13 protein-coding genes are annotated in these 11,196 nt (G+C 66.0%); 6 read left to right on the top strand and 7 right to left on the bottom strand.

All coding sequences use genetic code 11. The features are described 5' to 3' along the window. Nucleotides 1-618: 618 nt before the first annotated feature. A complete protein-coding gene (locus C5F46_RS16620) occupies nucleotides 619-774 on the top strand; it encodes a hypothetical protein (protein WP_168796808.1) in 156 nt (51 codons plus the stop codon). Between the two features lie 128 nt (nucleotides 775-902). Here the strand turns inward: C5F46_RS16620 and htpX are convergent, their stop codons facing one another. The 3 genes from htpX to ruvC are packed head-to-tail and all read right to left on the bottom strand — an operon-like array spanning nucleotide 903 to nucleotide 2,981. Next, nucleotides 903-1,757 carry a zinc metalloprotease HtpX gene (htpX, locus tag C5F46_RS09140; RefSeq protein WP_107325054.1) on the bottom strand — a complete coding sequence of 285 codons (855 nt, stop codon included), beginning with the start codon at nucleotides 1,755-1,757 and terminating at the stop codon, nucleotides 903-905. 55 nt (nucleotides 1,758-1,812) lie between these two features. Continuing rightward, nucleotides 1,813-2,481: a Holliday junction branch migration protein RuvA gene (ruvA, locus tag C5F46_RS09135; protein WP_107325046.1), complete on the bottom strand. Its 669-nt coding sequence runs from the start codon at nucleotides 2,479-2,481 to the stop codon at nucleotides 1,813-1,815. Beyond that, entirely contained in the window at nucleotides 2,478-2,981 is a 504-nt protein-coding gene (gene ruvC, locus C5F46_RS09130; protein ID WP_107325053.1) for a crossover junction endodeoxyribonuclease RuvC, read from the bottom strand. Before ruvC ends, ruvA begins: the two co-directional genes overlap by 4 nt. Before the next feature lie 334 nt (nucleotides 2,982-3,315). Between ruvC and C5F46_RS09125 the strand changes: the two genes are divergently transcribed. Beyond that, complete coding sequence (locus C5F46_RS09125) at nucleotides 3,316-3,510, top strand: DUF1127 domain-containing protein (RefSeq protein ID WP_107325045.1); 195 nt, start codon at nucleotides 3,316-3,318, stop codon at nucleotides 3,508-3,510. 71 nt (nucleotides 3,511-3,581) lie between these two features. Here C5F46_RS09125 and C5F46_RS09120 read toward each other — a convergent pair whose 3' ends face one another. From C5F46_RS09120 to C5F46_RS09110, 3 genes are all read right to left on the bottom strand, one after another. Next, nucleotides 3,582-3,929, bottom strand: coding sequence for a hypothetical protein (locus C5F46_RS09120; protein WP_107325044.1), 348 nt, complete (start codon nucleotides 3,927-3,929; stop codon nucleotides 3,582-3,584). An 85-nt stretch (nucleotides 3,930-4,014) separates the two neighbouring features. Next, complete coding sequence (locus C5F46_RS09115; protein ID WP_107325043.1) at nucleotides 4,015-4,890, bottom strand: 50S ribosomal protein L11 methyltransferase; 876 nt, start codon at nucleotides 4,888-4,890, stop codon at nucleotides 4,015-4,017. A gap of 59 nt (nucleotides 4,891-4,949) precedes the next feature. Beyond that, on the bottom strand, nucleotides 4,950-7,145 hold the full coding sequence (locus C5F46_RS09110) for a primosomal protein N' (RefSeq protein WP_107325042.1): 2,196 nt from the start codon (nucleotides 7,143-7,145) through the stop codon (nucleotides 4,950-4,952). Between the two features lie 81 nt (nucleotides 7,146-7,226). Between C5F46_RS09110 and fsa the strand changes: the two genes are divergently transcribed. From fsa to C5F46_RS09090, 4 genes are all read left to right on the top strand, one after another. After that, nucleotides 7,227-7,880, top strand: coding sequence for a fructose-6-phosphate aldolase (gene fsa / locus C5F46_RS09105; protein WP_107325041.1), 654 nt, complete (start codon nucleotides 7,227-7,229; stop codon nucleotides 7,878-7,880). A gap of 72 nt (nucleotides 7,881-7,952) precedes the next feature. Next, nucleotides 7,953-8,657, top strand: coding sequence for a DUF484 family protein (locus C5F46_RS09100; RefSeq protein WP_107325040.1), 705 nt, complete (start codon nucleotides 7,953-7,955; stop codon nucleotides 8,655-8,657). Next, complete coding sequence (locus C5F46_RS09095; RefSeq protein WP_107325039.1) at nucleotides 8,654-9,583, top strand: tyrosine recombinase XerC; 930 nt, start codon at nucleotides 8,654-8,656, stop codon at nucleotides 9,581-9,583. Before C5F46_RS09100 ends, C5F46_RS09095 begins: the two co-directional genes overlap by 4 nt. Nucleotides 9,584-9,649: 66 nt before the next feature. Then, the gene (locus C5F46_RS09090) at nucleotides 9,650-10,348 is read left to right on the top strand and encodes a CDP-alcohol phosphatidyltransferase family protein (RefSeq protein ID WP_107325038.1); all 699 of its coding nucleotides are present in this window, start codon (nucleotides 9,650-9,652) and stop codon (nucleotides 10,346-10,348) included. Nucleotides 10,349-10,359: 11 nt separating this feature from the next. Here the strand turns inward: C5F46_RS09090 and C5F46_RS09085 are convergent, their stop codons facing one another. Continuing rightward, nucleotides 10,360-11,196: a DMT family transporter gene (locus tag C5F46_RS09085; protein ID WP_107325037.1), complete on the bottom strand. Its 837-nt coding sequence runs from the start codon at nucleotides 11,194-11,196 to the stop codon at nucleotides 10,360-10,362.

The raw sequence follows: 11,196 nt of genomic DNA, 5'->3' as shown, positions 1-11,196 counted from the left end.
GCTTCGTCGAGTCATGCGTCCGTAAACCGGACCAGTCGATGTGCCGAAGTTCACGCGGACGGCGGTATCCGTGGGCTGGTACCCGGTGTAGATTTCACCGGCACGCCCGCGCTTGATCACGCAGAACAGCGTAATCGCCGAGCATCCGAATGATGACCGCCCCTTCCGGAATCGCCTCGACCTCGTCGGCCGCTCGGCTCTGATCAGCAGCGCTGTATTCCACCACGGGTGGGCAGGACGCCCGGTGCGATCGCTTTAGTGGCTGCCTGCGGCGCCTATCTGGGGCATCGGTTCCTGAAATGGTGATGATGCAAGCGGTTGGCTGGGCAGCCATTTGGCATCACACCGCACATAGCAGTTCAGGTAAAAAACGATGGCCGCACCCTCCTGCAACCCAAATATATAATCTTTCCAAATTATTAGACGCCAGCGTTTCATTTCAGCGCCACATCAACGTTTGACGAGCCCCCCCTGAAAAGCGGGGCCTTTTTCGCTTAGGGAGGGATTACCATCAATGCTTTGGTTCTTGCAGGTTCCGGTGTCGGTCTGCACGTTGCGCCGAGCGACCACGCTGGATTGACACGCTGAATCCATCACGCGCCTTGCGCAACAAGGGGCGTGGGCGCGAAAACCCAGATCGTGGTCAACCCGTTCCTGCGCAATCTGGGCGATCCGGAGGTGGTGACGCCGCTCTTCAACGCACAGTTCGGCACCAAGACCTCTGACGAGGGCGTGCCGGTTCTGAAGCTGGCGCTGGTGCTGTCGTCGCTCTGACCGGTCTGGCCGGTGACACACGGCACCCGCCGCGGGCCGCGGCAGCGCAAGTGCTGACAGCGCCGGTCAGTCACCGGGCGGAAATCAACGCGCGGGGCACCGGCGGGATAGGCGTTCAGCATGAACGATCAGACCCAGGGGCCACGGTCCTGGCCTGCCAAGGCGCGCAATGCGGCGATGCGGTTGGAGGTGTTGGGGTGGGTGGCAAACAGCCGGTCGTGGCTGTGGGCATGCAGCGGGTTGATGATGAACATATGCGCTGAAGCAGGGCTGCGTTCGGCCGTCGGCATGTCGACGCGCTGCGCCAGCGCCTCGATCCGGCCCAGGGCCGAGGCCAGTGCCAGCGGCTGACCCGAGATTTCGGCGCCGATGCGGTCGGCCTCATATTCGCGGGTGCGCGAGATCGCCATCTGCACCAGTGCCGCCGCCAGAGGCGCAAGGATCATCATGGCGATCGTGCCGATTGCGCCCAGTGGCCGGTCACGGTCGCCGCCGAAAAACATGGCAAAGTTTGCCAGCATCGAAATGGCGCCCGCAAAGGTTGCCGTTATCGTCATGATCAGCGTATCGCGGTTGCGGATATGGGCCAGTTCGTGGGCGATGACGCCTGCCAGTTCATCGCGGCTGAGGTTGCGCATCAGCCCGGTGGTGACCGCCACGGCTGCATGGGCCGGGTCGCGCCCGGTGGCAAATGCGTTGGGCTGATCGGTATCAAGGATGTAAAGCGCGGGCACAGGCAGGCCCGCGCGGGCGGCCAGACCTTCGACCATCCGGGCAAGATCGGGCGCCTCGGTCGCCGTGACCGGCACGGCGTTGTGCATGCGCAGCACCGCCTGATCAGAGTTCCACCAGGCAAACAGGTTCATCGCGCCGGCCAGCGCCAGCGCCAGCACCATCCCGGTGCTGCCGCCCAGCAGATAGCCAAGGGCCATGAACAGCGCGGTCATCGCCGCCATCAAAAGCGCGGTGCGGGTATAGGCCATCATCCCCTCCGTTCGATTTTGCGCGGATATGGAGCGCCGCGCACAGCCCTGCAAGTCAGCCGCGTGGCGCCAACAGGCGCAGCGCGGCGCGGATCAGGCGCGCGGCATCCAGCCCCGCCTCGGCGCCCGAGGCTTCGGCCACGGCCGCCGCCGCCTGCGCCTGAGCATAGCCCAGATTGACCAGCGCCGAAATGGCATCTGCGGTGGCCGCCGCTTGCGGTTCGGGGGCGGGGGGCGTGATGCGGCGGGGCCGGGGGCCAGGCTCCACTACCTCATCCGAGGGTGCCAGATCGACGCTGAGTGCGCCGCCCAGCGCCATCACCGCTGGCGCCTTGTCTTTCAGCTCCAGCACGATGCGCTGGGCAAGTTTCGGCCCCACGCCCGGCGCGGCCCGCACCGCCGACCAGTCGCCCAGCGCAATGGCGCGGCCCAAGCCGTCGGCGCCCAACGTTCCCAGAATGGCCAGCGACGCCTTGGCGCCGATGCCTTGCACCGAGGTCAGCAGACGGTGCCATTCCTTTTCCAGCAGGCTGGGAAAGCCGAACAGTTGCAACAGGTCTTCGCGCACCAGAAGGTCGGTATACAGCGCGCAAGGCTCGCCCACTGGCGGCAGGCTGGCCGCGGTGCGGGCCGAGACATGGACGATATAGCCCACCCCGCGCACGTCGATCAGCACATGATCCATCGCGCGGTGAAGGATGATGCCCGCAATACGCCCGATCATGCCGCGCCCCCCATGGCCCGCGCCAGCCGCGTGGCACTTTGCAGATGATGCGCGTGGCAGATGGCGACGGCCAGCGCATCGGCGGCATCGGCGCCCGCCAGGTCCACGCCGGGCAGTTGAAATCGCACCATGTGCTGCACCTGCGCCTTGTCGGCATGGCCCACGCCAACCACGGCCTTTTTCACCGCGTTGGGGGCATATTCGCCCACCGCAAGCCCCGCCTGCGCGGGCACCAGCATTGCGACCCCCCGCGCCTGCCCCAGCTTCAGCGTCGCAACCGCGTCCTTGTTGACAAAGGTCTGTTCCACCGCAGCGGCATCGGGCGCGTGTTGCGCAATGACCAGCGTCAGACCCTGATGCAGCGACAACAGTCGCAGCGCCAGATCGTCACCTTCCGAATGGATGATGCCGTTGGCTACATGGGTCAGGCGCGAGCCTGTCATCTCGATCACCCCCCAGCCAAGGTTCCGTAAGCCCGGATCGATCCCCAGAACGCGCATTTGGCCCCGTTTCTTCTGCTCTGTTGCCGTTTTCACGCACTAGCACGAAAAGAGAACATCGCAAAGCACGAAGGCGCTGCCGAGGTAAGTCCACACAAAAAGTGGCTCAGACACTGATAAAACGACTGACATCATCGGTTCCGAGGGGCGCGCGCGACATATTCCACCGCGATGGCGTTACATGGCCCCGGCAGCACCAAAAGGCCATGCGCCTGGCGCATGACGGGGCTGTTTTGCGGTGGCTTGCTGACCGGGTTTGCCCGCCATATGTGCGCCTCAGAAAGCCGATGCTTTCAGAATGTGCAGTATGTAAAGAACTTAAAGGGAAACGACCATGTCCGCCTATGATACGAACCGCGCTCTGGCCCAGACCGGTTTCGCCGGGGCCGCGACGAAGCTTTTTGCCGCGGTCGCGGCCTGGAATGACGCGCGCGCCACGCGCAGCGCCTTGTCGCGCCTGAGCGACCGGGCGCTTGACGATATCGGCCTGACCCGCAGCGATATTGACCGGATCGCCGCAGGGCGCTGATTCAGCGGCTTTGCCAGAAAAAGGCCGCACCGAATGAACGGTGCGGCCTTTGATCTGCGCCGATGACAGGTTCAGCCGATCAGCGGCCTGAACAATTCGGCCAGCCAGAGCGTAACCCCGTCGGGTGCCATCGCCCAGGCCCCGGCACGCTCTAACACGCTGCCCTGCTGCAGATGGGCAAGGCGCCCCACATAGGTTTCAAACCCCAGATGGGCAAGCAGACCGCCCTTGAACAGGACAAACCCCCCAAGGATCAGCGCAAGAGGCCGCATCCATTGCCGGCGTCGCGGCTTGGCAGAGACGGTTTCGAAATAGGCCCGGCCCAAGGCGCCACTTGCCTCGAACGCACCGCCAGCGGAATGGATCTGGTCGATCCGCTTCAGCCGGTCTTCGAAGTTCTTCATGTTACGGTTGGTCATCACACTCGACCCCACACGACGCTGAACGCCTCAAACAACGTTAATGAGTATGCACTAATATTTTTCTAATGGCGACACTTCCGCGTTACGACTGTTGGCGTTTCAGAACCAAAGTCGTCCATTCAGCAAATTCATCGCGGTATTGCAGCGTAAACCCGGCGTTTTCGTAGGCGCGAACAACCTCATCAGCCTGTTCGTTCAGGATACCTGAGAGAATCACCCGCCCACCCGGCGCAAGTTGCGCGGTCATGGCGGGGGCCAGATCAATCAGCGGCCCCTTGAGGATATTGGCGAAAACCAGATCAAAGGGCGCAGCCTCGGCCAGCCGCGGATGGTCAAAGCCCGCAGCCTGCAAACACTCCACCCGGCCCGCCAGATCGTTGGCCAGCACATTGGCTGCCGCCGTGTCCACCGCTACCGGGTCGATATCCGAGGCCAGCACCGTGCCCGGCCAGATCTTGGCCGCCGCCATCGCCAGCACTGCGGTGCCGCAGCCGATATCGGCCACCGAGGCGGGGCGAAATCCCTCGCGGTCCAGCCGGTCAAGCGCGGTCAGGCAACCCAGCGTGGTGCCGTGGTGGCCGGTGCCAAAGGCCATCGCCGCCTCGATCAGCAGCGCCACCACCCCCTCGGGCACCTTGTCGGCATCATGGCTGCCGTAGACAAAGAACCGCCCGGCAACCACAGGGGCCAGTTCGCGCTTTACATGCGCCACCCAGTCCACCTCGGGCAGTTCGGAAACCGCGAAAGGCGCGGCCCCATGGGCCGCCGCCAGCAGCGCCAACATGGTTTCGTCGGGCGCCTCGGTGAAATAGCTGCCCACTTCCCAGCGTTCAGACCCGTCTTCGATCTCGAACACGCCGACACCGTAGGGTTCGGGGTCGAGGTCTTCAAGCAGTTCGGCCAGCGCCTCGGCGCGGTCGCGGTCAGGCAGGGTGGTGAAGGCGGTATAGGTGGGCATCGGGGCCTCCGTCTTGGGTTGTGCGCAGCTAGGGCGTTTGACGGGGCAGGGTCAAGTCGTCAGAGAAAGCTTTGCGGGTCGATATCCACCGCCACACGCAGCCCGTTCGGCACCCGCAGCTGCCCCAGCCAGTCGGCGATGGCGGTTTGCAGGGGGGCGGCCTTGTCGGCCTTGATCAGCATCCGCACCCGGTGCCGGCCGCGCACGCGGGCGATGGGCGCGGGCGCGGGGCCGTAAAGCTCAGCTCCGATCCGGCGCAGGGGCGCATCGCGGCGCGCCAGTTCGGCGCCAAGGTCGAACAGCGGTTGCAGATCGGGCCCCGACAGGATGATCCCGGCCATGCGGCCGAAGGGCGGCACAGCCGCCGCGCGCCGCTCGGCTGCCTCGGCACGCCAGAACGCCTCTTCGTCGCCGCCCAGAATCGCGCGGATTACCGGATGGTCGGGCTGATGCGTCTGCAACAGCGCGACGCCGGGCTTTTCCGCCCGTCCCGCGCGGCCCGCTACCTGTCGCATCAGTTGAAACGTGCGCTCTGCCGCCCGCAGGTCAGATCCTTGCAGGCCCAGATCGGCGTCGATCACGCCAACCAGCGTCAACAGCGGAAAGTTGTGCCCCTTGGCCACGATCTGAGTGCCGATGATGATGTCGGCCCCGCCCTTGGCGATATCTTCGATCGCCTCTTTCAGCGCGCGGGCCGATCCGAACAGGTCTGACGACAGCACCGCAACCCGTGCCTGCGGAAAGCGGTCTGCCACCTCTTCGGCCAGCCGTTCGACCCCAGGCCCGACCGGCGCCAGCTTGCCTTCCGCCCCGCAGGACGGGCAGGCGAGCGGTATTGGCTGGCTGTCGCCGCATTGATGGCACACAAGGCGTTTCAGAAACCGATGCTCCACCAGCCGTGCATCGCAATGGGCACAGCCGATCTGGTGGCCGCAGGCCCTGCAGATCGTGACCGGGGCATAGCCGCGGCGGTTCAGAAACAGCATCGCCTGTTCGCCCCGCGCCAGCCGGGCCGTGACCTCGGCGCGCAGCGTGGGAGAAATCCACCGCCCCGGCTCCTGTGCCTCGGCGCGCAGGTCGATGGCGCGCATTTCGGGCAGGTCGCTCGCGCCAAAGCGTGCGGTCAGGTCGATGCGCGCATATTTGCCGGCCTCGGCATTGGCCCATGTCTCAAGGCTTGGCGTGGCCGAGGCCAGCACCACCTGCGCCGACGTCAACGAGGCGCGCAGCACCGCCATGTCGCGGGCGTGATACAGCACCCCCTCTTCCTGTTTGTAGGAGGTGTCATGTTCCTCATCGACCACGATCAGCCCCAGATCTCGGAACGGCAGGAACAGCGCAGATCGTGCGCCGACCACCATCCCCACCGCGCCCTCGCCCGCCATCCGCCACAGCCGCCGCCGTTCGGTCTGCGTGACGCCCGAGTGCCATTCACCCGGCCGTGCGCCAAACCGCGCCTCGACCCGGTTCAGGAATTCGGCCGTCAGCGCGATTTCGGGCAGCAGCACCAGTGCCTGCCGCCCCAGCCGCAGACACTCGGCCACCGCCTCAAGATAAACCTCGGTCTTGCCCGAGCCAGTGACACCCTTCAGCAGCGTGGTGCCATAGCGCCCCGAACGCACAGCGGCGCACAAGGCTTCAGCGCCTGCCGCCTGATCGTCGCTCAGCGCCTTGCCCGGCAGGGCGGGGTCGAGCCGGGGAAAGGGTAGATCGCGCGGCGCCTCGGCCTCGATCACCGCGCCCGAGGCGATCAGCCCCTTGACCACCTGCGGCGTGACGCCCGCGAGCGTCGCCAGTTCGCCGAGCACAAAGCCCGCGCCGCCATGATCGCGCAGCACCGCCAGCACCCGTTCGCGCGCGTCGGTCATCCGGTCGGGGGTGCCGCTGCCCAGTTGGAAAATCCTGCGTGTGCCCGGCGGTTCGAACAGCCCCGGCGCGCGCGTGGCCAGCCGCAGCATTGCGGGCAGGGGTGTCAGCGTATAATCGGCGGCCCGCGTCAGGAAGGCGCGCAATTCCTCGCGCATCGGCGCCACGTCCAGCACGCGGGCAATGCCGCGCAGCCTGGCCGGGTCAAAGCCCCCCAGCGCAGGCCCCCAGACCACGCCCAGCACCCGGCGCGGGCCTAGCGGCACCTCGACAAAGGCGCCCGGTGTGCAGCCGCCCTCGGGGGCGCGGTAATCCAGCGGGCGGCCCAGCGGCTCGGCTGTCAGCACGGCAACCGGGGCGCCGGGGGCAAAGGCTGCGTCCGCACTCATCCGCGCATCCCCGGCGCAAGGGGTTCCGGGCCGCGCCCCATTGCGCTATCACTGCTGCAAACCGCCGCACCGGGGATACCCATGAAATTCTTTGTCGATACCGCCGATACCGTCGCCATCCGCGAGCTTGCCGATCTGGGCATGGCCGACGGTGTGACCACCAACCCCTCGCTGATTCTGAAGTCGGGGCGGAACATCCTCGAAGTCACCAAGGAAATCTGCGACATCATCGACGGCCCGGTGTCGGCCGAGGTGGTCGCCACCGAGGCGCCCGCGATGATCGCCGAAGGTCTGAAGCTGGCCAAGATCGCCCCCAACATCGCGGTCAAGGTGCCCCTGACCTGGGACGGGCTGACCGCCTGCAAGGCTTTGGCATCCGAAGGCCACATGGTCAACGTCACGCTGTGTTTTTCCGCAGCACAGGCCATTCTGGCGGCAAAGGCGGGGGCCACCTTTGTGTCGCCATTCCTGGGGCGGCTGGATGACATCAACCTTGATGGCGTGCAACTGATCGAGGACATCCGCACCATCTATGACAATTACGATTTCCAGACCCAGATCCTTGCGGCCTCGATCCGGTCGGTCAACCACATCACCGATGTGGCGCGGATCGGCGCCGATGTCATCACCGCGCCGCCCGCGGTGATCAAGGCGATGGCCGCGCATCCGCTGACCGACAAGGGGCTGGATCAGTTCCTCAAGGACTGGGCCAGGACCGGGCAAAGCATCGGCTGAGAAAGCGCCTGATTTCCGGCGCATTTCGTGGTAAAGATGGCAAAAGACCGAAGATGCGGCGAGGGCAGATGAATGGCTGACAACGCTTTGGCAAAAGATCTGCGGGCGCGGCTGCTTGCCGACCCCGAGGTGATCCTGTCTGACCGCGACCTGATGCGGGCGCTGGTGGCGGCGAATGAACGCGCCATGGGGTCCAACATCGTCGATCTGCGCGGGCTGGCGATGGAACGACTGGAGGCGCGGCTTGACCGGCTGGAAGACACGCACCGCTCGGTGATCGCTGCGGCCTATGAAAACCTTGCCGGAACAAATCAAGTTCACCGCGCCGTGCTGGCCATGCTGGACCCGGTCGAATTTGAGCCGTTTCTGAAGAACCTGGGCACCGAGGTCGCCGCCATCCTTCGGGTGGATAGTGTGCGGCTGGTGCTGGAGACGGCTCAGGCCGAAACCGAGCCTGCCTTGTCGCGGCTGGGCGATGTGTTGTGCGTGGCTGAACCGGGGCTGGTTGATGACTACATGAGTGCGGGCCGTTCCGGGCAGACGCGCCCGGTGGTGCTGCGCCAGACCCTGCCGCAATCGGCCATGATCTACGGCGAGGCGGCAGGCTGGATCAGGTCCGAGGCGCTGATGCGGCTGGACCTCGGCCCCGGCAAGCTGCCGGGGATGCTGGTTCTGGGGGCCGAAGACCCGCAGCAGTTCAAACCCGCGCAGGGCACCGACCTGCTGGCTTTCTTTGCGGGCGTGTTCGAACGCGCGATGCGGCGCTGGCTGGCGTGACCGCGCAGCCGGGCTTTTCGGCTGGCGCGGGCGATGCGCTGGGGCGCTGGCTGGATCACTTGCGCGCGCTGGACGGGGCAGCCGACCATACGCTGGCCGCCTATCGCGCCGATGTGGCGGCGTTTCTGGGCTTTCTCAGCCAGTATCACGGCGAAGGTCTGGGCCTTGGGCGGCTGGCGCAACTGGGGCCGTCCGACATGCGGGCCTTTGTTGCCGCCGAACGCGGGCGGGGCCTTGGCGCCCGGTCGATGGCGCGGCGACTGTCGGCGGTGAAATCCTTCATCCGCTGGCTGGCCGACCGCGAGGGGTTTGACCCCACCGCGGTTCTGGCCACCCGCGCGCCAAAACACAGCCGCAAGCTGCCGCGCCCCCTGAGCATCGAAGCCGCCGGGGCCGTGCTGGACCGGGTTGAGGCGCAGGCGATGGAACCGTGGATTGCCGCCCGCGACGGTGCCGTGGTGACGCTGCTGTGGGGCTGTGGGCTGCGGATATCCGAGGCGCTGGGTCTGCGCGGCGCCGATGCGCCTCTGCCCGAGGTGCTGCGCATCCGCGGCAAGGGCGGCAAGGAACGGCTGGTGCCGGTGCTGCCCGCGGCCCGCGCGGCGGTGACAGACTATCTGCGCCTGTGCCCCTGGCCCGCCGAACCGGCCGGGCCGCTGTTTCGCGGGGCCCGCGGTGGCGCGCTGAACCCGCGGCTGATTGCCCGCGCTATGGAACAGGCGCGCATGGCGCTGGGTCTGCCCGCCACCGCCACGCCGCACGCGCTGCGCCATTCCTTTGCCACGCATCTGCTGGCAGCGGGCGGCGATCTGCGCGCCATTCAGGAGTTGCTGGGCCATGCCTCGCTTTCGACAACGCAGGCCTATACGGCGGTAGATACCGCCCGCCTGATGGAGGTTTATGCCGCGGCCCACCCCCGCGCGTGAACCGCATGCCTGAACCGCGCGCGTGACGCATTGCGGCGCAAGCCGATTTCCGGCATCAGAAGGGGTATGAATATCCGCCTGAAGGCCCTTTCCGTGCATCTTCTCACCGCCACCGGCGCGGTGCTGTCGATGCTGGCCATGCTCGCCGCGGTCGAGGAAGAGTGGAGCCTGATGTTCCTGTGGCTCGTGGTGGCGCTGTTTGTCGATGGCATCGACGGCCCGCTGGCGCGGCGCTACGAGGTTCAAAAGAACTGGCCCACCTATGATGGCGTTCTGCTGGATTTGATCATCGACTATCTGACCTATGTCTTCATCCCGGCCTATGCGCTGTTCAAATCCGGCCTGTTGCCAGGCTGGACGGGCTGGATCGCGATCATCGTGATCACCTATGCCAGCGTCATCTATTTTGTCGATACCCGGATGAAAACCAAGGATTGTTCCTTTGCGGGCTTTCCGGCCTGCTGGAACATGGTGGTGCTGGTGCTGTTCGCCATCCAGCCGAATTTCTGGATCATGCTGGGCATTGTCGTGGCGCTGGCGGCGACGATGTTCACCAACCTTAAATTCATCCATCCGGTGCGCACCGTGCGCTGGCGCCTCGTCTCGCTGCCGATGGCGCTGGCTTGGGTCGGCTTTGCGGGCTGGGCGGCCTGGGTCGATTTCCACCCGGAAAGCTGGGCGCATTGGGGGCTGGTGACGACCTCGGTCTATCTGATGCTGGCGGGGATCGCGCAGCAGATCATCCCTGCGCGGCGCGCCGACTGATTTTCGCCCCGTCACAGCCGGGTCAGCGCCACGCCCAGCACGATCAGCGCCGCCGCCAGCGCCTTGCCCGGTGTCATCCGCTCGCCAAAGACCAGCCATCCGATCAGCACCGCAAACAGGATCGAGGTTTCGCGCAGCGCCGCGACCAGTGCGATCGGCGCCACCGTCATTGCCCAGACGGAAATCGCATAGGCGCCATACGAGGCCGCCGAGGCCACGCCCCCCAGCGCCCAGCCGCGCCAGCCACCTGCCAGAACCACCCGGCCCCGCAGCGCGACCATTCCGGCGGCAAACAACAGCCCGTCAACCACGAAGATCCAGCCGACATAGGCGACCGCATCGCCCGACACCCGCGCCCCCAGCCCATCAATCAGCGTATAACTCGCGGTTGCCGCAGCCGATCCCAGCGCGAAGGGCAAAAGCCTCCGGCTTTCGCCATCGGCGAACACGCCGCGCGCCATCAGACCAATGCCAAGACCCAGCACCGTGATGCCTGCATATTCGGCCGCGCGCATCGCATCGGCCAGAAACAGCGCCCCCACGATCGCCACGATCATCGGCGCGGCACCGCGCGCGATCGGATAGACGCGGCTCAGGTCTCCCTGTTCATATGCATAGGTCAAAAAGAACTTGTAGGCGAAATGGGTGCAGCCCGCCGCCATCACCCAAGGCCATACTTCGGGCGCTGGCAACGGTCGGGTCGCCACCACGGCAAGGCCGATTGGCACCTCCATCACCGACAGAACCACCATGGCCCCGATCTTGGATGTGCCGACCTTGATCATCGCATTCCACAGCGCGTGCAGAAATGCCGCGCCCAGAACCGCCAGCATCACCCCGAAGGTCAT

This window comes from Phaeovulum veldkampii DSM 11550, assembly GCF_003034995.1.
Lineage (GTDB): Bacteria > Pseudomonadota > Alphaproteobacteria > Rhodobacterales > Rhodobacteraceae > Phaeovulum > Phaeovulum veldkampii.
Note: the sequence above shows the minus strand (reverse complement) of the source record. Positions and strands in the feature narration are given on the sequence as shown.